This window comes from Nostoc sp. UIC 10890 (assembly GCF_054786515.1).
In genome coordinates, this window is record NZ_JBSGKF010000004.1 from 1 (window position 1) to 21,034 (window position 21,034).

Genomic DNA, 21,034 nt, shown 5'->3' on the forward strand with positions numbered 1-21,034 from the left:
CAAGTGGGCCACTCGCTTACGAGAAATTGAGCCATGAAGCAAAGCGTTTAAGGGACTGGCAACAGCAGAATCAGCATTCAAAGACTGCGGCTTTTCCACCTTTGCCTCATCTGACACCAGAACAACGTTCTATACAACTTGAGGGAACAGGCAACAGGGAACAGGCAACAGGGAATGACAAATTGGATCTCTTACCGACACACAGGGAAGATGAAATACAAAAAACTGTTGCCTGTTCCCCATTGCCTGTTCCCTATCTTTTACAAAATAAACCAGAGGTACAAACCCATGACTTTAACCAACGACAACAACCTAACTCAGATACAGTTGCTAACCGAGAAGATAGAGCAATTGACCCAGAAAATCGAGTTCTTAGAAACGAGCCAAGCCCAGAACCTAATCGAGATGAGCGCGAGTCAGTCGAGCTTCTTGCAGCAGTTAGCCGAGACATTGAATGCCAAGAAGTCCTCGAACTTGGAGCCGTTAGTGCAAGAATTAACCCAAGCTCTACAGATGATTGGCTTCGAGGTCAACGAGCAACGAACTTCTCAAGACAAGTTAACCCAGAAAATTCAGCAATTATTGACGGCACAGCAAGTGATGTCAGTTTTGAACAAAATGGAAACGCCAAACGACCAACTACCGAACAACTCCTAAACGCAATTACTGAGGATATTCAACAGTCAGTAGTTGAATCAGCCTTGGTTGAAACGTTACCACAATTAACAGAACAACTGTACGGCTATCAGCAACACCTCTTAGGAGCCAGAACCAGATTAGATGACTTTGGAGCAGTGATTGCTTCAATTGAGCAACAAATTTTATCAAAAAGAACAGTGGATGTAATCTCTGACTTTATTGAACAGTCAGTAGTTAAGTCCACCCTAACAACTTTGTTGCCACAAAGAAGAGAGCAACTCTCTCAAGGCAGTCAGCAATTAGCTCACACAACAGCTATTGCTCAACAGTCAGAACTTTCAAGTTCACAAAAAACTGTTTGGGCAATAGCTGAAAATATTGAATACTTGGCTGTTGAGTCTGCCCTCACTGAAACTTTACCGCAACTAATAGAACAATTCTCTCCCTTGAGACAGCAGCAAAAAGGAGTCAGAAGTAGATTTGACGATTTAGAAGCAGTCATTACTCAAATTGAGCAACGACTTTCATCACAAAGAGCTATAGACGCAATTACTCAAAATGTTGAATACTCGGCTGTCTCCTCTGCCCTCACTGGAACTTTACCGCAACTAATAAAACAATTTTCTCCTTTGAGACAGCAGCTAAAAAAAGGTATTGCCACATTCGATAAAATATTTACAGCAATTGAGCCATTATCACAACGCTTTGATTTACAAAAAACTATCGATATAATTGCTGAGGATATTGAACAGTTGGCTGTAGAGTCTGCTTTCAGTGAAACGTTACCACAACTAATAGAGCAACTCTCTCAACATCACCAGCATATATCAGGAAGAATAACTAATTTCGACGACCTGGAAACTGCAATTTCTCAATTTGAGCAGCACCTTTCAACAAGGAAAACTGTCTTATCAGTTGTTGAAAACATAGAACAGTCATTAGTTGAGTCTGCCCTAGCTGAAACTTTACCACGGCTAATAGAACAACTTTCTAAAACTTGCCAACAGCAAAAAGCTCTTAAACCCGCATTTGATAAAATATCTACAAGAATTGAGCATGAAATACAATATCTTTCTTCACAAAGGGCTGTAAACGCAATTGCTCAAAATATAGAACAGTCATTAGTTGAATCCATTATTACTGAAACCTTACCACAACTAATAGAACAACTCTCTAAAACTTGCCAGCAGCATAAGGGAAGAACCACCTTTGAGTGCTTAGGAGTAGCTATTACTCAAATTGAACAACGGCTTGATTCACAAAAAACTGTCTTATCAATTATTGAGAATATCGAATACTCGGCTGTTGAGTCTGCCCTCACCGAAACTTTACCACAATTAATAGAACATTTCTCTCAAATTTGTCAACAGCTAAAGGGAACAAGAACTAAGTTTGAAAACTTAGAAACAGCTATTACTCAAATTCAACAACAACTTGATTCACAAAAAGCTATCTTATCAATTGCTCAAAATATAGAACAGTCATTAGTTGAGTCCATCATTACTGAAACCTTACCACGACTAATAAAACAACTCTCTCAATTCAGTCAGCAGCTAAAAGGAGGAAAAACCAAATTCAACCAGTTTCAGCAACTACTGGACAATGAATTCGTAGGGTATTTGACCCAAAAAACTCGAACTTCAGAACACTTAGCTCTTAATGCTATTTCTGACTACGTTGCTCAAGAAACTGTTGCAAGTTATGAGACTGGATTAGCGCTCTCAAAACTGAAAGAATTGCTAGGGGTGAGCGAATCTAAAACTTATACCGGGTTTACTACTGCCTTACAAAAGATGCTTGACTTGACTGAAAAATGGGGACATCATCAAAATTATGAAGAAGGAAATGTTCAATCCCTCTCAATAGAAGTAGAAACTGAGTTATTAAAAGAGTCAGTTAAATTGCACATTAAACAAATAATTCCGGGTTTAGATATTGAAAGATTGGCAGAAGTAGTTATGGAAGTAGGAAAATATGTCAAAGGTGAAAAAGTAACAGGAGCAAAAGTCAGTGAGTTATTTACGAGTGTTACAACTGATGCCAAGGCTTTGACTTTTGATCAGAAAATGAACATCGTTAGGCAACTGATTAAAGATGACAAACCATCGATTATGAAAAGATTGAAAATAAACCCTCAACAATCAGATGATAACGGGGAGCAGATCCGGTTTCGACGCTAACTTATCAGGTATCAGGTATCAGATATTTCCATTAATTCATTCATAGGTTAGTTGTTCACTGATAACTGTTCACTGTTTTAACTGATATTGTTATTCCCACTATTTTTAACTGCTTACCTAAGACAAAATTTACTAGTTTCTGACCGCTCACTAAGATTATTTTGTCGGAGCGACGAATCAATTGTTTTGATAACTGTCCAGTTATGCCAGTATGCACGAAGAATCCACCACTAGCTCCTTCTCCTTCAATACAGCACAGGAAATCTTTGATGTGTTCTGGGCTAATGTAATCAGCGTAACGCTTAACCTGGATTACATAAAGCTTTCCCAAAATCAACACTCGACCATCTATTCCGCCGTCACCAGTGTACCGAAAGTTGCGTTGGATTTGCCAGCCCTGTTCAAAGCAGCAAGTAAGTACCAATTCTTCAAAAACGTAAGGCGATATCCTGCGTAGCGTAGCGATTACTACTGGCAATTTGGCTAATTGAGTTATGCTACGAAGCTCAAGTAATACTTGACTAGCGTACTCAATATTGTTCAAGTGTTTCTTAAGATTTTTAGGTAATCTAACCCTTAGTGTTCGCGCTGGGCTTGGTAGTAATTGCTTCTTAAAATTTTTAGCTAAGAAAGCCTTTTGCCTTGGTACTGAGCTTTGTCGTACAGGCTTGTTAAAGTTTTTAGCTAAGAGAGTCTTTTGCGTTGGTGCTGGGCTTTGTCGTACAAAATTTTGAGGTGAAATGTCAGACGATTTTGTACTCTTGGGTGGTAATGGCGATTGCTTAAAACCTTGGGAGCGATACTTTGACTTTGGCGTTGAAGGTGGAAATAATACAAACAGCCAAGCTAGAAAAATTATTCCACCCAGTGCAAACAACAAACCAATGATTAGAATTAGTATCATTTTACGCTCCCACTGCCCCATCTGCTTTATCTGTGCATACCTTTAGATTGTGATTCTTGTTGAGAATACTGCTGAATTTGATGATGCATATCAACAACAGATTGAACTTTATCAAGTGCCTGTAACTGTTTCTCTGAAACGTTAGGCGATAAAAGTCCATCAGTGAGAACAGCCTCACCGTTTTTGGCACGAACAATTACATTATCGCCAAGGCGTTCAAAATCAAAATTTGTACTTTTAAAACTCTTAGAACCATCAGGGTTATCTTTGCCCAAGATGTTCAGCAGGGCTTTAACACTTTGCTCAATTGCTTGACCTTTGACATCATCGACAGCAGCCCGTAGTTCAGTTCGAGTATTGTCAATGGCTGACTGAACACCCTTAATCTTTTGCTCAACCGTGTTTTTAACACCATCTACTTGTGTACGTAACTCTTGAGTTAAGTTACCAACTTGTTGATTGAGTTCATTTCTTACACTGTCAGTCTGATATTTAACTTCATCCTTGAAGCTAGTAATTTGTTCATTAATTTGAGATTTGAGTAAAGCAATTTCGTTTCTGAGCTTGGTAACTTCAGGTGTTAGCGCATCTTTAACCCACTCAAAAACATTCTTGGCAGTTTGTTTTACCTGGTTCTCAACCGTACCCACCCAGTTTTGAAGAACCGTATTTTGAATTTGTGGTAAAGAACGTTCATTCACCTGGGACAATGCTTTTTGGGTATTTTCAATCAACTGCTGTTGTTTCTCCAAAGATTTACCCATTTCGGCAACTTGGTCAATTAACTTTGACAGCGATTCGGGCGTTTGTTGCGTCTCTTTGATACTTTCAACAAGTTTTTGTTGTGCTTGAAGTTTACTTTGTAAAACTTTCACTTGTTTTTGCAAAGCTTCTACACTGTAAATTCGCTCCTTCGTTACAACTTTATTTGGCTGTGATGGGGGAGCTAAACCTAATAAATCATTGGTTATCCGTCCATTTTGAACGCGAAAAACTTCCGATTTACCAATCTTGATCGAGATAGTACCTTGAGAATTTTTGGGGTCAGTTATTGCTAGGTTAATATTCTCTAGTTGTTCGGAAGTCAATAAATTTTTAGATGGTGATTGTCCGACAAGTCCTTTATATACCTGCTTTCCACCAGCATAAATACTTATATCGTTGCTAGTCGGTATTTCTTTTGATTTTGCTTTTTGCTGAATATTTTTAAGTAGTGCTTCTAGAATATCCAAGTAGTCACGTTTAATTTCTTTGGCATCTCCATCATCAATCATGATTTTATTCCTTTAGTAAAACTTGAATTAACTCCGAAGGATTGACAGTTACTTTGGGGAGAATTATTCCGCCCAAATGATTGATTATTACCCTTCCTTCAATTTCGATATAAGCAAACTTGCCATCAATGATTACTTGGACAGTTGAGGTATTAATTTCTGGATTAGCAGGTGTATAGTCTGTGAGAACCCCGTCTAAAATACACAAGCTAGCCTTTTCACCCGCATCGCTATAAATTTCAACATATTGAGGAACATAATTAATCTCAAAAGGCTCATCGTCCCAAGCATCGACAACATTTACAATCTCACATGGATATTTATCTGCTAAAGCTGCTATCTGAGGTGGAAGTTTTGCAATTTCTCGTCTGTCATAATCATTAAGTGAGTAAAAATCGCGTGACGACATGGTATTTATCCTGAATATTTGTGATGACTATTAAGGGCAGGAAATTTCACTTTAAATCAGACTTGCATATTCTGATAACTGCTCTTGGTTCTCTATTAAAGGTAACAATTTTATCGCGGAGGCTCGGCGAATTTTCATTTCTTCATCTGCTGGAGTTAAGAGAGTAGACTTTTTAGATAAAAACTTTTGAAACTCGTACCAAGCTTTCACACTGTCAGCTTCCGATTGGATTTCATGTTGAGGAATTTTAATTGATTGCAATATTGGCAAACTTATTTGACCACGAGAACGGAAACCTGGACTAATAATTACTGCTTTCCCCGATGGTAAAGTGTTAAATTGATTGACATCAAATAATTTTCGGGTACTGTTTTGGTCAGAATTAGAAATGCTTGCACCACCCTTACCTCCTGATGAGCGAGAACGTTGCTTGTATTTAATTTCCTCTTCACCTAAAAACTTACTAAATCGTTCGGCGGCGACATCATCTTGGGGATTAAAGAATGCTTTGGTAGCACAACCACCAAATATTGCATTAGTTGTGTTTTCACCATAGGATTCAATCAGCATTGATAAGTTTTGCAAGCCCAGCAGAGAGATTAAGCCATCTTCCCGATTCTGATTCAGCCAATCAACCAGTGCTGGTAAATAAAGAGTAGGCAATTCGTCAATCCCTAATACCAAAGGACAAGTACGTTTGTTAGCTACATTCCGGCTCACTAATAGATGCAGAATTGAGACTAGCAAGGGTGCAATCACATCACGCTTCTCTTTGTTCATTCCGAAAATCACCATCTGCCGCCCCTTCAAATCCAGTGGAATATTGGTTTTTCCACAGAAGGCAGCCAAGGCCGAGGGAACCATGAAGCGGCTGAACAATCCGCTAGCCGTACCCACAATACTAGCTGCTGTTTCTGGCGACCCTGCAACAGATACAAACTGTGCGAAAGCCTCTCTAACCATGAAGTTTAGTTCGGCGGCTTGCTCAATGCGCTTAACTAACTTTGGCAACCCCAGGATTGCTTGGCACATCATAATATCTGGATACTCTGTGCCCTTTGCCAGCATAAAGACGGCTTGGACTAACTGATCTCCAGCATTGGTGAAAAAGCTATTTCCAGAATCTTTATCACCCAATTGAAAGTTGCGATTGAGTGTAATTGCAAGCTGCCGCGCCATCTCTGAGTCTTCATTGCTACGAAGAAAGTCTATAGGGTTGGCAACTGCTGATTCTGCAAAGCCTGGGGCAAGTACGGTAACTTGATAACCGCGAGAGAGCGCATACCCTGCCAGTATTGGCGCTTGCCCCTTGGCAACTGCTGTGGCTGATTCTTGCTGTGCGTACTTGAAATCATAAAGGACGATGGGTAGCCCCTGATCTACTGCGGAGCGGATCAGGGGATTGGTTGAGTCGATGGGGGATATTATTCCCCGCACCTCTCAGTTAGATCCGTGCGTACCCATTTCTGTGTACACGGCTCCCGATGTTCTCAGCTTGCGCTTTTGCTCATGTGCTTATAATCGTGACAACTTTCGTGGATTGCCTCTAGATTGTTCTTTTTCCAGTTGGCGTGATTTCTGTCGATGTGGTGCAAGTTAATGCGCTCATCATCAATGAATTTTAAGCCGCAGGAAGCACATCTATGGTTTTGCTTTTTAAGAGCAATAGAAGTTTCGCCGTCGTAGAGTTTACTGTTACGTTTACTCCAATAGGCTGTATCTCCGTCATAGGGGGATTTTGTACCCTGAACCATGACGTGTTTATTTTCGGAGTAAGGAATCGTTGGAAATGCTTTCTTTATGAGCTTTTCACTCGAATAGCGGTTTTGCTTTGTTTCCTTGTTAAATACCGTGTATGCTCTGCTGGACAGGAACCAAAGCGAATGCTTTGAACCATCCATCTTACAGAACTTGTGGTAGTTTCTCCAACCTCTAACTATCGGTGCTAATTTCTCAGCCTTGACGATAGAACCATAATTCGAGTTGTTGACAACGTGTTTTACTTTCTTACGGAATGCTTTAAAGTTATCCACTGAGGGAGTACTTCTGAACTTTCCGTTTTTCTGGACTTTAAAGTTCCAGCCGAGGAAATCAAACCCGTCTGTCGCGGCGGTGACTTTGGTTTTCTTTTGGCTTACATTCATTCCGCGAATGCGGAGGAATTCGGCGATTCTTTCAAGTATCTCTTCTGCATCATCTTCGGGGCGGAGTATAATAACCATGTCATCCGCATAGCGGATTGATGGCTCACTAATCGATTTTGCCGGTGTTTTTTCCGTTATTATCTTTCCTTCTTTGTATCCATAATGGTATCTGTGGATACTTTCAATCCCGTTGAGAGCGATATTAGCTAGTAATGGGCTAACTACTCCCCCTTGAGGCGTACCCTGTTCGGGGAATTGTGGGTTAACTCCAGCCTTGAGGCATCGGAAGATACCGAGTTTTAAGCCTTTAGGGGCAATGAGTTCATCCATAATCGTTGAGTGATTAATCCTATCAAAGCATTTTTCGATATCGAGTTCTATTACTCGTTTTTTTATTCCGTTGCTACTTGAGTTTAGGTTATTAAAGATGCTCTGTTGTGCATCGTGGGCAGAGCGCCCAGGTCTAAACCCGTAACTCCTGGCGTGGAAAGTTGCTTCATGTGCGGCTTCCAGAGCGTATTTAGCTAGACATTGCCAAGCTCTATCCGCTATGGTTGGTATTTTAAGCATTCTGGTTGTCCCGTCCTTTTTGGGGATGGGGATTTCCCGTAAGCCTTGATGCTTCCAATCTCCGCTATTAACTCTTAACCATTCTTCTAGATAGAAGCGTTCGGAAAAGGTTAGGGATTTTTTGCCATCAATACCCGCCGTCTTTTTACCAGCGTTTAACTGAGATACTTGTCTTATTGCAAGAAATCGAGCCGAGGTTGATTTTAGAATGAGCTTTTGGAGTGACCTAGCTTTCCGCTTGTCTCCAACTTGAACAGCTTTGTACACGCGCTTTTGAAGGCGGAAAAGGTTACGGCGGAATTTCTTCCACGGTAAAGCTCTCCAAGATTCACTAGTTTTGTAACCGTGCCTAATCATTTTCTCTTCTCTAGTTAATGTATTCTGAACACCTCGCAACAATTACGTTGCGTCCTACCCGACTTGTGAGAATTCCGTATCCCGTCTTACCTACCAGGGGTTCGACTTCCCCTAGACTCCCAAATCGTTTTTATTCGTTCCCTCGGTATGATTGATTGTTCCTTTAGATGTAGCCAATTCAACTACGGGAACCCCAGGACTCTTACCGTTGTTATGATCTTCCACGGCGGGGTTATCTCCAGTGAAGTCAAGGGTTTTATGTTGCGCCCTGCTTTTTTCTAAGTTGCTTTTATAGGCTCTGTTTCATCATGGGAACTCCCTATTAGCGCTAGTGTCAGCCCGCAACGGCTGTCTAATTACGCCCTGTTCCCAGCTTCACCCTGTAGAAACCGAGTCTACTCAGTGTGGGCAGGTAAGGAGTCAATTCTGAGTCTGAATGGTAGGACTTACACCTACATCAAGCCGAGAGTTCAACCTGTAATGACAGTTATCTGCTGTCAGGTTGGACTAGTTATGTACGGACTTACACCGTGATTCACTAGTCAACGAATCGCACAATCATTGAAAATGACTTTCCACTCCCCGGCCCACCACAAACTAGGATGCCTCGCTGTGCTTCTGGGAAGTAAAGGGTTTTTGAATCTTCAGGGATACTCGTTTTCCTAATTCCATCGATAATCTGACTCTTTATATTCTTGGGAGTGCCAACATATAAAGATACTCGGTTATGCAAGCGGCTTGTAATTTGCTTAATCGCCAGTTGACGAGCGGCTTTTTTCTCCACCGCGCCGCCCCACCTCGCGGTCGCTAGCTTGGCAATACCTCCCCTACTATCGATGATTTTGGCGATTACAATCATCGCACCACAGACGAGTACCCCTAAACCTGCGGGGGAAAACAGAGCCGATTCAATACCTGGGGGAATAAATTGATTTGGCTTAACCTCTGTCTTAGGAGTCCCTGTCATCGTCCCGTCCCCACGATAACCAAATCATTCTCACTCACGGGCAACCAGGGAACTGGCCCAATGAAGTAAGGGGTGCAAGTTTTCTGCTGAAATGGCGGACGAGCGCAAATCCTAAAGAAAAGACCAAAGTCTGCGGTTCCTTTCGCTTCATTAACTCCAGTTAGCGCCACTTTGAATCCACTACCATACACTAGCCGCCCCGTCGGTTCCTTGCCCCCATTCACAGAGGCTAGAATTCCATAACCACCCAATACTTGTTGGGATGAGCCAGATGCCCAGCGCTTGCCATATAAGCCGCCCTGACTGCCAGCAAAATCCCCCATCTCTAAGTATGAGCATTCAATGCCTGGAGGACAGGCGACTGTTAAAGTGCGATCGCCTCTGACAACGCTGCCAGACACAAAGTAATCATTCCCAGCCCTTGCATCGCCTTTTTCAGCCGTCCCAAGTACAACCGACGCGATACCCACAACGTCTATCCCAGAGCTAATAGGCTGAGGCATTTTATCAAAGGGCACTTGACTTAATTTAGGAATTTGATTGACTAATGCTTGCTGCCATGATTCAAAGTTTCCTAGCTGAGTTTTGTCCAACCCAGGAATTGAATCAAGCGAATATTTGCTTAGGTCAATCTTATCTAGTGTCAGGTTTGCGACTTGAGGATTTGAGGCTATGGACTGAGAAATAGTGCCGCCACCGCCGCCATTCTTGGAGAATAGTTCGGCTAATGGGGGAACTTCTGATAGGCTCAAATTGCTTAATTCAGGCATTGCTTTAACTAATGTTTTTGGCGTTTGCCATTGCATTAATCCAAAGTCTTTGAGGGTGGGTTTGGTGGTTGTGCCTGTAGTGGGCAAAGCCACCGTGTCAATGGACTTTAAGCTCAAGGCAGACATCTTAAAGGCATCATCTGCATCCCCCAACATCACAACAGAGTCTACTTTTTGCCCTGCTGTCCACGAGCGCGAGGGGTCGTAGCCAAAAACTGAAATCAGGTTTTTAGGTATCTTTAAAAATCCTGGCTGTTGAACGGGTGGCAAAGTATCCCATGTGATTTTCGACCAGTCGGGGGCAGCCGTCTTGTACAAGCCTTGTGAATAATCGATTGTTGGTGTCTGTGCGACTGAGGCGGAAAGCGGAACTAGAGAAGCTATTGCAGCCAGTAGAAAAGGCTTAAGTTTCATGATTTTTGTTAAAGTAATCGGGACATTGTTCTTGATTGGAGCCGCGTGGATGTACCGTGCATATTAGGATTTCTTGGTCGTATTGTCGCCCATGAAAATAGGCACAACTTTCGCATCCACTTTTGGATTGCTGTAGCTCTACATTTCCTGTTGGTGCTAACAGCTTTTTGGATTTTCTGTACTGGTTTATTTGCAATACAGTTAAGGTTGCAAAGGGCATGGGTAACAGCCATTTTAAGTAGGTTGTTGCAGGACTAAGCTTTGTCTGACCCACAGCCAAAAGAGTAGTCAAAAGCAGCAAATAGCCGATTGGTGGAAACATCCATAACTCACCTTCGCACCTACATGAATCCAGAAAATCGCCTAATTCTTGGCGAATAGATTTAGAAAAATTGTTCACAACCGCCCCCATTCAAGTAATTGATCAAAAGTAGTTCTATCGACCTGAGAAAGTGAAATCGCCTCATCTATAGTCTTGCCACGCCGTAACAATTTAATTGCATCTTGCACCTTGTTCCAGATGGTAGATCCGGGTTTAACTTGACCTTTGCGCCCCGCTTCTGCTAGCCCAAAAGCGAGAGCATTAGCATCGTTCCTCTGAATCGCACCATTTAGCGTAGTCCCAGGATTGGGGCGTAAAACGGCAACAGGCTGAGGCTTTTGGACTGTTATTGTTTGTGGTGGCAACGAGGGCTGGTGGGCTACTGGCGGCGCTGATTGCGGTTTTTCAACTGTTAGGGGAAGTGGCGTTCGCGGACGCGTAATTGGCAATGGGCGATCTGAATCCGATTTAATCACCAAGCTTGTATAGGCTGGGTTGCCAGTAGCAGGGACTATCTTAAATTGATATTGTTTTTCATTCGTAAGTACTGTAATTTGAGTGCTTCCATTGCTACTAGAGGTAACAGGGAAGTTGATCGGGTCAATCTGGCGAAGGAAAATTACAGTCGCTTTGCCTCCTGTGCAGTCAGAATCGTTGCCTGATGACGGGCATAAAGCACCATTTGAAGTAAAGGCGAAGCGACTTGGATCGCCGATCCAAACTTGCTTGATAGTTTCCCCTGTAGACATCAAATTAATAGTTAGCCCGTAGCCCTTCCACACTTTTAATTCGATGGCATTGGAGTTTGCGTCGTTCTGGTAAACCGTTCGGGCAGGTATCGCCGTTGCTTTTGCCGCGCTAGTTAAGATTAAAAATGCTGCAATAATAGTGGTTTTCTTTAACATTTATATCCTCAGTTACCGTAACGTTATCAAGAAAGGCAGAGGGCAGAAGGCAGGAGCTTCAGTTGGAATACTGTTTTCTGCCCGTGACAATCATGGAACAAGGGTTTAAGACCCCCACCAAATTGAAAATTTGGTGGCCCCAATTTAGGATGGGTTTGAATCCCCTACAAAACATTGAACCTTCTGCCCTCTGCCTTCTGCCTTCTGCCTTCTTCAACTCAATCTCATGTTTAAAAACCATCAGTTTTTCCTGTTCCCTGTTCCCCGTTCCCTGTTCCCTCATAACGATATTGTTTGATTGATGAATATTTGAACTGACTTGCCAGCATCGATCACAAATACTTCTTCTCTACCGCTTAACTGTTGAGAACGGGCGACATTTGAGCTTTTGATATTGTCGAGAATGCTATTAAATGCACCCTCTCCAAAAGCGGCAGATAAATCTTTTTGACCGTTGGTAGTGGAGCTAGTAGAGAAGCCATTAGAGTTCGTACTAACTTGAGTTACAGGGCGATTCTGTACCTGGGCAGCCTTCGCAACTCCCGCGATGATCGCAGAAATGAAATTGTTACCCAGATTGCTACCTTTGCGAGACTCTGCTTTTAAGAAACCACCATCCTTGGCCATTATCAAAACAGCATTTGGTGGTAGCGGTTTTTCTTGTGTATCGCCGTTTATATTGACCAATACTGAAACGCCGCGCAGTTTGGCGAAACCCGAACCATTGGACTCTGCTAGTTGAACAACCAAATAAGCGCCCACTCTTAGCACATCGCTACCATCTGAGGCTTTTAAGGGTTTTGTTAGTTTCACCAAGTAATTCTGGTTGCCAGCGTCACCAGTGCCCCAAGCAATCGGCGTTTCTAGTCTGCCCTCTGCTATGGTGCCAACGAGTACGCGTTTTGCGTTGTAATTAATGGTAGTGTTCTGGGCGACTTGTGTAGCTCCTCCCGTACCTCCTTCAATTCCATTAGTCTTGATGGGTTTCTCGCTTTCTGATTCATCTCCTGAACTCCTGAAACTGCCAGCGTTTGCAGCGAGAAGCCATTGCTGAGTGGGGTCTTTGGTGGGGGCGTTGGTTGCAGCCGTTGGGAACGCCAAAGGAGATTGTCTGATCGGCTGGGCAATTTTGGGCTGGGGCTGGGGAATAGATACTCTAGCCTGGGGGAAAGTGAAGGGCGCTGTCGGCTGACTGGCGACTGGGTAAGAACGTTGTCGGCGCTGCACTGGTTCCATCGGAGGGGTAACGGGTGCGATTGGGGTTGGGCTAGGGGTTGGCGTTGGGCTTGGCAAGCGATCGCGAATCTGCTTTAGCTCGTAATTTTGGCTAGTCAGAGCAAGCGCTGTTTTATCCTTACCTGTCTCATTTTCCGGCTCTGCTAGGGGCGTTTGCTCTTCTAGGGTTGGCTGCACTTTATTACTGGAAAACTTCAGCACATTCATTGAATTATCGATTAAAGCCCCAATGATTATTACAAAGAGAGAGCAAATCAGGGCAACAACGCCCATTTTTAAGAGTGGAGATTGCGAGACTGTTCGAGTGGTAACGATTTCCTCTGGTGCGGGGTTCTGTTCTGGTTGAATTGAATCATTAATCGAAGAGGTTTTAGCCCCGTTCATGGCGGCAAAATCTTGCGACTCTATCTCAATAGTTGCTGACGCTAAGGGTTCCTGATTTTGGATCATAGGTCTAAATCTTGGATTTTATAAATTTCCAGCCCAGCTTTCCGAACGCGAGAAGCGGTTTCTTGAACCTGGGATGCAAATCTAGGAATGGCAGCCGTATCAATCGCCCTGACGAATACAGTTTTGTTAAAAGAGATGGGCTTACCAACTAAATTACTGCCTTGGAAAACAACAATCTCTGCAACCATATCTACTTTCCATTGCCCATCCTTAATCCGAGTCGGCTGACTGATGAGGCTAACTTTTAGGATTGATTGTGTAGACCCAGTAAAGACATCGGGCGGCGTAAGATTACTTATCTCCTCAAGGAATGGTGCGCGAAAATCTTCTGACAACGCAAAACCTGAAGCCCATACACTAGTAGTAATCTTGGCTTTTGATGTTGATACCCCAGTATCTAACTTTAATTGTTTGGTGGGGTCTGGATTGTAATCATCGCTTGACTTTGGTAGAGCATTCCAACTTAAAAGTCCGGTCATTGTCTGCCCAACAAAATACGTAATAGCTTGCGGCGTTCGCTCCAAACTGCCTATAGGAATAACTCTGATAGATTCGCCGTCAGACAATTCTACCAAGGTCGAAGCTTTCGTTTTAGAAATTATTCCTATCCGAACAAAATTAACAACTTCTATTAATAGCAAAATCGTTAATAAACCCGCATTGACTATTAAGAAAATTGGGGTAAAATTTAACTCTTTTCTCTCTAACAATTTCATCTCCGTAACCCCACAGTGAATTTAACCCCACTTGTAAAAGCTGAGAATACAGCCATCCCGCCACCAGTACCTATGGCTACCGCGAGTAATGGCGAAAAAATAGCTTGTAGTAGTTGCAATAATAAAGGATTACTCGAAGGTTTAGAAACAATTGCGCTGGCAATAATTCCGACTGTTATCGAGTACGAAATGAGAACCAATGTTAGTCCTAGCCAGCCAGACAACCAAGCATAGATAGGCTTGCTTTGGAAAGGCAGTAAAGATAGAACTAGGAAGACGGGGGCGACGAATGCAATCATTAAGAAGGACAGTTGGACGATATATTGAAAAGCGGCGGATAGTCCACTGAGAATGACATAAACAATACCTTGAATCGCGCTATTGATTAGTTCACCACTAAGGTCTAAAGGATTCCAGCTTCCTCCCCCTGAACCTGTTCCAGTTTTTTCTCTAGCTTGCTGTGCAGAATTTCTGGTATCCTCTATAGCCTTATTGATGCAAATTTGCTTCTTGCTGAACTCTTCGCCTTCTTCCTTCTCCTGACTCAGTTTTTCACAATTAGCTAAAGCTATCTGTGCGGCTAAAATAAAGCTTTGGTCAGCGTTGACATTTCGGATAGCATCTCTCAAATTCACGCCATTTCTAGTAATATTTAGAATGTTTCTATTTAGTCCAGTGGATACATTTTTCAGCGCGATTGTCGTATTGGCGAGAAGGAACCCGTTGTTACTTAGCATGACAATTACTAGCAAAGGTAAAACCATCTCAGAGACAAAATCAAACCCAAAACCTTCTTCTGCATATTTCCGATACCACCCAAAGGAAGCAAAACCAATCATAACCACAGCAGCAAGAGTAGAAACAGCGACAACAGCCGTATAAATTGGGTTTGTTCCTGATGCCAGTTCAGCCCAATCATTCTCAAAGGATTTGTAGATTAAGTCTGCGCCGTTCACAGCACCTTCAACTATTTCTCCTGCGTTTGTAGTCCCTGTATTTTCCCCTGCAAGCTGTCCCGTAGTTTGAGCAAATAGAATAGTTAAGAGCGCTAGCATTATTGATTTTTCCAGAATGAATCGTTAGCGGCGGCAGATTGGATGATTTGACGGGTAGCTGCAATAGATTCCTGTTCCTTCGCAGCCACTTGCTCATCCATACGACTAGAAATATCAGCAAGATTAATATTGGTAACTGCCAAAGAACGGGATTGTTTTTGTGCTTCTGAGTGAATGGATTTTGCAATCACAACGCTTTGTAAGTTTTGAGTAGCCATCTTTTTGAGAATGTCTTGGGTGATGACATCATCTTGAGCGGCATTAGCATTTTCGCTGGATTGGGAGGTAGCATCATTAGTGGTTTCTGCCTCCTGTGACTGGACTTTTTGTCCTTCAACACCAAGAACTGATTGAGACTGTCCGCGTGTATATTGTTGGTTCCAATCCTTGATGGCATTATCAGCTTGAATGCGTGGATCTAATATTAGTAAATCCCCTTCTTGTTTTTCAATGACTTTCTCAATGTTCTTACCAGCTTTTAGAGGATCGGGAATACCTAAATCTCCAACACTAGACTCAATCGCCTGATTTAATTCTGCTTCTAACTTGCCCAAACTTTTAGAAAATTCTTTCTGATAATTGCTAATGTAAGCCTGTAAACTACTGTAAATTTGTTGAAATTGAGTCAGAAAAGATTGGTTTTGATTTGTTTGGGCGTTAGCTGGGAGACTAGAAAAGGATATCAAAACCACTGTGCCGGAGATTACGATCAACCGTTTGGTATCTTTCATACAAATTATCCATGTCTACTACAAAAGGTTTTTTGGTACAGTAGGATTCGACAGTCGCTTGTTTTTTTGATTTATCAAAGGACACGACTGAAACCATTAATGTTTTTGGTAATGTTTCTCTATTTAACAAGCTCGTAAAAAAGGGGTCGTCAAAGGGCTTTGCATTAGGCGGAAGGGTGGAAGACTGCGATCTCAAAATCATCACGTAATCTCCAGGTTCAGCCGATTCCGAATTAATCCCAGGTTGTTCTAACCCCGGAAGGATCTTATTTTGATACTTCACTGCTTTTAAACTAGGACTGAATCTAACGGCATCTTCACCCAATTCTATGTACACCCCGCAGTCATTCTTTGCGTTTCTCATACGTTTTTCATATTGGGCTTGGTTATGTTGCCAAACCTGAAAAGCTCCTATTGACGAAACACCCGCGAGTATTGCCATCAATAGCTTATTTTGAATGACTGATGATAGAACCTTCATAACGGCTTCCCTTGCTTAACGCAATCGACATAATATTTAGAAAATTCTGCCACCCAGGTGAACTTGTCGCTGTGAATTTTCTTGAACTTATCTCGCGTGGCTTGTTCTTCTCTGCTATTGGCAACCAACGCCAGCAGGGGATAGGAGGGATAATAGCGGCAGCGCACATACTTGTTGTTATAGTCGAGCAGCCACAACGTATATAGCTGCTGAATATTAGGGACAAAGCTTTCGTTTTTATCGATAATTTCTCTAGGGATGCCCAGTAACTCAGAGAAACTATTAGCCGCGCCTGGGACAATCCGCCCAATCAACCGCAATGGCATATTTTGTAATATTTGTTCTCCTGACTCCGATTTAGCAATAGAAATGACATCCTGTGCCGCCAGAAACACCCGACAGCCTTGCTTTCGAGCCGTAGCGCATTTCCGACCCGCAAGCCGCGACAATGCAGAAAAACCAAGCAATACGCTAGCCTCATCCATAAAGAACACGCTGTTGGGCGAGGAGAGGGATTGACGGGACGCGGCGATATATGCACTCATCCCGAACACTTCTGCATCCTTTCCTGATTGCAGATTAGTCAGAGCAAAGGTAATCAACTGGCTATCTGCCTGGAAGGTTGAAGGCTTGCAGATAGCGCTACCGATACTACTAGCTTGCCAGTACTGTAACCGCAAGCGGATGTAATTTAACGCTTTTTCTACATTGTCATCCTGATAACCTAAATAAATGTACGCAAGCGAGAAGAATTTCTCCATATCTGCTAATGTCGGGGTATTCGCCCACTCTGGGGTGTTTATCCCTGCTTTTCGCGCTAATTCAAATCGCTCTTGGATTTCCGCATCTTCGTAAAAGGCTTTTGTACCCAAAGGGATTACAGATTCAATAGTTTGTGATAGCAACCCGTCAAAGTTTTGCGTTCCTAAAACTAATTGAAGCACGATTAAATTAATATCGTTTCGATGGGCTTTTGTTCTTTCCTCCCACTGCGACTCAGGAATCTTTGATAGGTCTAGCGGCTGTACAAGATTATTTGATTCCTTTGAGATATCAAAGTAAAATCCATTAAAGTAGGGCGTGAAGTCTCCAAAGGTTCCTGAACCATCATCATTTGGCAAGTCAATCATTAATACTGACATTCCCAACGCCAAGCATTGATAAATGATAGAGGCAATTATTACCGATTTTCCACTCCCGGTAGTGCCGATTACCATCATGTTTTTCGGCTTCGACAGGTCAATGTGAACCGAGGATTGACCCTCGTCAGCTACTAATTCAAAGCCTTGTTTATCACCGTGCGCTGTTTGAACGACTGGCGTTAAACCAATTACTTCACTGGCAAAGAAAGTGGCGCGTCTGTTGAAAGGAAAAGTCAGCTGCGGTCGCTGTCTCAACAGCAAAGTGTCAAGCCAGATTGACCATGTATATTGCATTTCTCTAATCAACTCAGCAGGTTGATTGATATAGCCGGAAATTAACCGACAAGCGTCGTCTATCTCGGAAGGAGAATTGCGATAAACGAGAACAGTAACCGCTACATTTTCAGGGACATCACCTGTGTAAAGCTGCTTCTGAGCATCGACTGACCGCTCCGTATTAATTTGCGCTCCTACGTCAATAGTCTTTTTGCTGGCGCTAGCGGAGGCATTTATTGACCGCCTCGTAATCAATTGTTGGGTAAGCCTAATCATTTTTTGATCGGCTGGGCTAATCTCTGTTATTATCTCGACATCATAAATAACCTCGCGTGAGAATACGTCCCATAAAAAACGTATTTGCTGATGGGTGGAAGCAAACACTTCTGGTTTTTGGGCAAGGGTCATTACGCCGATATACTTCTTTTTTTCACCACATTGATTCGGCAAACATACCCAGCGCCTATCAGCGTGGGGTATGCCGTTATTCAGAAGTACGGATGTAGCGTGCAATTGATCGTTATACCGCGATGGGTTGGGCGCGGCTTCGTTAATCTCTTCCCTTAATTCACCAATATCATAAACCAATGTATGGGGCACTTTTACAGCCTTCGCACCCATTCTATCAACTAGGTCGCCCCACAATTGCTTGTCTGATTTTGGCGAGGGAAACAAGCCCATTTCAGATAGTATTTGTTGGTGGCGCAAAGAGACGATTATTGCTTTTTCAAGAACTTGAATTAAGTTTTGAACAGTGAGTTCGGTCGCTCCTGTTGGGGTGAATTTGCGCTGTAAAAAGTTTGCCAGCTTCACTATCGCTCTATCTACCGCGTCACCACCTTCGGTTCCTCCTGGACGGACAGTAAAAGTCGTGTAAATACTGAGCTTGATATCCTTGCGCTGATGATTACGCGTCAGTTCTTGCATCCGCGCAACCTGCCCCCAATCCAAAAATTTTGTCTCTTGAGATACAGGGCTATCTAGTCTCTGACGATAGCTTTCAATCACTTTGTCTTCGTCGCAAAACGAAGACCATCTAAACGTGAATTTCTCACCCTCCGAGAACTCTTTACAGCCGTTCTCAAAAGCCTTCGCCATCGCCTCCAGTCTCTCTGATGAATTAAACAGTGGGTGAAAGCCAGTGCATTCATATCCGAATACTAATTGCAGGGTATTGTTAGTGTCACTTACTTGTTTTTTGCTCAACAAGTAAGCTCCGATTTGATAGTTACCCTTTTTTAGTTTTACTAAAGTTACTAAGTCTAAAAAGTCTTCAAATGGTACTATTTTTTGATTATGAATACTGTTTTTTACCATAGCTTAGGCATCCCTTTGGAACCCGCCCTTTTTTTGTTTTGGGGCGAAGTATATCTGATATAGCCGCGTGTGAAAGTTGGAACGCTTGGGAACACTCTTGACCAGAACAAGTAAGGACGTTTGCCAGATAAAACTATCACCGTGGCACTCAACCAAACACCAGCCAGCAGTCCCCAAACTATTCCCACCCCAAACATAATCGCTATGATGAAGCCCACACCAAACATAAATAAGGCGATTGCAAATTGAAAGCCAGTAAAAATGCCTATTGTTGCATTTTGACCAAGTGACTGATTCACCCGTTTCATGGGCGATTTATTATACTCGCTCATCACTAGCAAGCGGCTGTAACGCCGTTAAATAAGATGCTTTGAGCAATCCAAAGCACCAGGATTATGAAAAATACGCCTACGGGCTGTTGAACCATCTGCGTTACTTCCTGCCCTTCACCAATGCCGTTGGCAACCTTAAGCCCAGAAGCCACAAAGTATACAAACAAAAGTACTGTGATTGTTGCATTGATAACTGAGGGAAGTGCTGTAATGGCGGTAGCCGCCGCCGCACCACCACCACCAATACCACCAGCGCCGCCGAACATACAAGTCATTGCCACCTGAGCCGAATCGAACAAGCCCCACCCATAAGAGGGCATTGACTGCATGACAATGATTGTCGCTGTACCCGCCGCGTAAATGTGATGCTGATACTTGCGCCCAATCGCCGCGCTAGCCTTAGCCAGAACTTGAGTTTGTGTTCTTCGCACAGAATTACTAGATGCCAAGGCAATTACTCCTTTTTTCATTGTTCTAGGAAAAATCTAAAAATCACCAAGCCCCGTTGGGGCGGGGTGTAGGTATTGGGGTGTGGGAAGAAATAGCCCCAACAACCTTTTGTGTTTAAGCCCTGTATTTTAAGGCAATTGCATTGGTCGAGGTTTCAGAGCTACGTCCAATGCCGTCCTCACTACACCCCACACCCTACCCCTTACACCCTTTTTCTTGACCTTATTATCTAAGTTGGAAATAACAAAAAATCTACTTCCAACTTCCCACTTCTGACTTGTTTAATGCTCTTTGTTGAAATTCAGTTTCTATGTCAGCTAAAGTATGCTCCCTAGCTAGTGAGCGAATTTCCTGAAGTACTGTAATGTGACACTCGTATAGCTTTGCATAGCCATCTAGACCACCTGTTTTTTTGTTGGTGAACTTCTGGAACTCTGGCAAGTACTTCCGAGCTATATTCAAGTATGCTTGTAGTTGTCTTGCAGAAACCTTTGGCTTTAACATCGCCGCAACTTCTGGTCTTGTTAGTTCTTCATTTTGCCAGGTAAACCTCCCTATCCCCATGACTCTGAGAACTTCTTGGAACTTCTAACTACACATAAAAATACCCGCTTTTTTCGTGGCGGGCAAGTCGCAAATGCAACTACAAGAGAAAAATTTTGTTCAAAGACAAGAATTTAGCTTCTTACCCTGACTTGCCCATTTTTCATCTAGAAGGCTGCAAGCTACGTGAACAACGTTTTGAGGGTTTCGCTTAAATCTTCCTTTCATTCCCCAGCAGCGAACAGTGTAATCACTTTCGTATCCTAATACAAACGCCATCTCTTGATAAGTTAATTTCCACTTCTTCTTAAACTCTATTGGGTGCATAGTATTTATTTGATACTTGCATGATAAACTATTCTATATTTGTAGCACAATTAGTTACTCATTCATTAATATTTAGTGTTGAAAATACAAGATATTTTTAATCTTTATTTATCTTAATTATTT

At 42.7% G+C, this 21,034-nt stretch carries 19 protein-coding genes; 1 reads left to right on the forward strand and 18 read right to left on the reverse strand.

The annotated features are described in order from the left end of the window. A partial coding sequence (locus tag ACWATR_RS32375) for a phage tail family protein (protein WP_460342040.1) occupies window positions 1–2,819 on the forward strand: 2,819 nt, incomplete at its 5' end. A gap of 55 nt (window positions 2,820–2,874) precedes the next feature. Here ACWATR_RS32375 and ACWATR_RS32380 read toward each other — a convergent pair. From ACWATR_RS32380 to ACWATR_RS32465, 18 genes are all read right to left on the reverse strand, one after another. Beyond that, the gene (locus ACWATR_RS32380) at window positions 2,875–3,723 is read right to left on the reverse strand and encodes a restriction endonuclease (protein WP_460342043.1); all 849 of its coding nucleotides are present in this window, start codon (window positions 3,721–3,723) and stop codon (window positions 2,875–2,877) included. Between the two features lie 26 nt (window positions 3,724–3,749). After that, window positions 3,750–4,997, reverse strand: coding sequence for a hypothetical protein (locus ACWATR_RS32385; RefSeq protein WP_460342046.1), 1,248 nt, complete (start codon window positions 4,995–4,997; stop codon window positions 3,750–3,752). A gap of 4 nt (window positions 4,998–5,001) precedes the next feature. Continuing rightward, window positions 5,002–5,406, reverse strand: a complete 405-nt coding sequence (locus ACWATR_RS32390) for a hypothetical protein (protein WP_460342049.1) — start codon at window positions 5,404–5,406, stop codon at window positions 5,002–5,004. A gap of 51 nt (window positions 5,407–5,457) precedes the next feature. Continuing rightward, a complete protein-coding gene (locus ACWATR_RS32395; protein WP_460342052.1) occupies window positions 5,458–6,843 on the reverse strand; it encodes a type IV secretory system conjugative DNA transfer family protein in 1,386 nt (461 codons plus the stop codon). Between the two features lie 53 nt (window positions 6,844–6,896). Next, window positions 6,897–8,477, reverse strand: coding sequence for a group II intron reverse transcriptase/maturase (locus ACWATR_RS32400; protein WP_460342055.1), 1,581 nt, complete (start codon window positions 8,475–8,477; stop codon window positions 6,897–6,899). 538 nt (window positions 8,478–9,015) lie between these two features. Next, window positions 9,016–9,444 carry a hypothetical protein gene (locus tag ACWATR_RS32405; RefSeq protein ID WP_460342058.1) on the reverse strand — a complete coding sequence of 143 codons (429 nt, stop codon included), beginning with the start codon at window positions 9,442–9,444 and terminating at the stop codon, window positions 9,016–9,018. Continuing rightward, on the reverse strand, window positions 9,441–10,628 hold the full coding sequence (locus ACWATR_RS32410; protein ID WP_460342061.1) for a hypothetical protein: 1,188 nt from the start codon (window positions 10,626–10,628) through the stop codon (window positions 9,441–9,443). The genes ACWATR_RS32405 and ACWATR_RS32410 overlap by 4 nt, the downstream gene beginning before the upstream one ends. Continuing rightward, window positions 10,618–11,028, reverse strand: a complete 411-nt coding sequence (locus ACWATR_RS32415) for a hypothetical protein (RefSeq protein WP_460342064.1) — start codon at window positions 11,026–11,028, stop codon at window positions 10,618–10,620. The genes ACWATR_RS32410 and ACWATR_RS32415 overlap by 11 nt, the downstream gene beginning before the upstream one ends. Further along, the gene (locus ACWATR_RS32420) at window positions 11,025–11,855 is read right to left on the reverse strand and encodes a hypothetical protein (protein ID WP_460342067.1); all 831 of its coding nucleotides are present in this window, start codon (window positions 11,853–11,855) and stop codon (window positions 11,025–11,027) included. The genes ACWATR_RS32415 and ACWATR_RS32420 overlap by 4 nt, the downstream gene beginning before the upstream one ends. Window positions 11,856–12,134: 279 nt before the next feature. Next, window positions 12,135–13,541, reverse strand: coding sequence for a hypothetical protein (locus ACWATR_RS32425; protein ID WP_460342070.1), 1,407 nt, complete (start codon window positions 13,539–13,541; stop codon window positions 12,135–12,137). Continuing rightward, entirely contained in the window at window positions 13,538–14,257 is a 720-nt protein-coding gene (locus tag ACWATR_RS32430) for a hypothetical protein (protein WP_460342073.1), read from the reverse strand. Before ACWATR_RS32430 ends, ACWATR_RS32425 begins: the two co-directional genes overlap by 4 nt. Next, window positions 14,254–15,312, reverse strand: coding sequence for a hypothetical protein (locus ACWATR_RS32435; RefSeq protein ID WP_460342076.1), 1,059 nt, complete (start codon window positions 15,310–15,312; stop codon window positions 14,254–14,256). Before ACWATR_RS32435 ends, ACWATR_RS32430 begins: the two co-directional genes overlap by 4 nt. Then, window positions 15,312–16,043 (reverse strand): hypothetical protein, encoded by a 732-nt coding sequence (locus tag ACWATR_RS32440; RefSeq protein WP_460342079.1) that lies wholly within the window; start codon window positions 16,041–16,043, stop codon window positions 15,312–15,314. The genes ACWATR_RS32435 and ACWATR_RS32440 overlap by 1 nt, the downstream gene beginning before the upstream one ends. Beyond that, entirely contained in the window at window positions 15,982–16,524 is a 543-nt protein-coding gene (locus ACWATR_RS32445) for a hypothetical protein (RefSeq protein ID WP_460342082.1), read from the reverse strand. The genes ACWATR_RS32440 and ACWATR_RS32445 overlap by 62 nt, the downstream gene beginning before the upstream one ends. Beyond that, a complete protein-coding gene (locus ACWATR_RS32450; protein WP_460342085.1) occupies window positions 16,521–19,259 on the reverse strand; it encodes an AAA family ATPase in 2,739 nt (912 codons plus the stop codon). Before ACWATR_RS32450 ends, ACWATR_RS32445 begins: the two co-directional genes overlap by 4 nt. Further along, window positions 19,253–19,567 carry a hypothetical protein gene (locus ACWATR_RS32455; RefSeq protein ID WP_460342088.1) on the reverse strand — a complete coding sequence of 105 codons (315 nt, stop codon included), beginning with the start codon at window positions 19,565–19,567 and terminating at the stop codon, window positions 19,253–19,255. Before ACWATR_RS32455 ends, ACWATR_RS32450 begins: the two co-directional genes overlap by 7 nt. 26 nt (window positions 19,568–19,593) lie before the next feature. Beyond that, complete coding sequence (locus tag ACWATR_RS32460) at window positions 19,594–20,061, reverse strand: hypothetical protein (RefSeq protein ID WP_420762309.1); 468 nt, start codon at window positions 20,059–20,061, stop codon at window positions 19,594–19,596. A 232-nt stretch (window positions 20,062–20,293) separates the two neighbouring features. Then, on the reverse strand, window positions 20,294–20,605 hold the full coding sequence (locus tag ACWATR_RS32465) for a hypothetical protein (RefSeq protein ID WP_460342091.1): 312 nt from the start codon (window positions 20,603–20,605) through the stop codon (window positions 20,294–20,296). Window positions 20,606–21,034: the final 429 nt, after the last annotated feature.

Bases quoted from the DNA above. Each gene is read 5' to 3' on its own strand.
- ACWATR_RS32380 (WP_460342043.1), bottom strand. From the start codon at position 3,723: ATGATACTAATTCTAATCATTGGTTTGTTGTTTGCACTGGGTGGAATA.
- ACWATR_RS32385 (WP_460342046.1), bottom strand. From the start codon at position 4,997: ATGATTGATGATGGAGATGCCAAAGAAATTAAACGTGACTACTTGGAT.
- ACWATR_RS32390 (WP_460342049.1), bottom strand. From the start codon at position 5,406: ATGTCGTCACGCGATTTTTACTCACTTAATGATTATGACAGACGAGAA.
- ACWATR_RS32400 (WP_460342055.1), bottom strand. From the start codon at position 8,477: ATGATTAGGCACGGTTACAAAACTAGTGAATCTTGGAGAGCTTTACCG.
- ACWATR_RS32405 (WP_460342058.1), bottom strand. From the start codon at position 9,444: ATGACAGGGACTCCTAAGACAGAGGTTAAGCCAAATCAATTTATTCCC.
- ACWATR_RS32410 (WP_460342061.1), bottom strand. From the start codon at position 10,628: ATGAAACTTAAGCCTTTTCTACTGGCTGCAATAGCTTCTCTAGTTCCG.
- ACWATR_RS32420 (WP_460342067.1), bottom strand. From the start codon at position 11,855: ATGTTAAAGAAAACCACTATTATTGCAGCATTTTTAATCTTAACTAGC.
- ACWATR_RS32425 (WP_460342070.1), bottom strand. From the start codon at position 13,541: ATGATCCAAAATCAGGAACCCTTAGCGTCAGCAACTATTGAGATAGAG.
- ACWATR_RS32430 (WP_460342073.1), bottom strand. From the start codon at position 14,257: ATGAAATTGTTAGAGAGAAAAGAGTTAAATTTTACCCCAATTTTCTTA.
- ACWATR_RS32435 (WP_460342076.1), bottom strand. From the start codon at position 15,312: ATGCTAGCGCTCTTAACTATTCTATTTGCTCAAACTACGGGACAGCTT.
- ACWATR_RS32440 (WP_460342079.1), bottom strand. From the start codon at position 16,043: ATGAAAGATACCAAACGGTTGATCGTAATCTCCGGCACAGTGGTTTTG.
- ACWATR_RS32445 (WP_460342082.1), bottom strand. From the start codon at position 16,524: ATGAAGGTTCTATCATCAGTCATTCAAAATAAGCTATTGATGGCAATA.
- ACWATR_RS32450 (WP_460342085.1), bottom strand. From the start codon at position 19,259: ATGGTAAAAAACAGTATTCATAATCAAAAAATAGTACCATTTGAAGAC.
- ACWATR_RS32455 (WP_460342088.1), bottom strand. From the start codon at position 19,567: ATGAAACGGGTGAATCAGTCACTTGGTCAAAATGCAACAATAGGCATT.
- ACWATR_RS32460 (WP_420762309.1), bottom strand. From the start codon at position 20,061: ATGAAAAAAGGAGTAATTGCCTTGGCATCTAGTAATTCTGTGCGAAGA.
- ACWATR_RS32465 (WP_460342091.1), bottom strand. From the start codon at position 20,605: ATGGGGATAGGGAGGTTTACCTGGCAAAATGAAGAACTAACAAGACCA.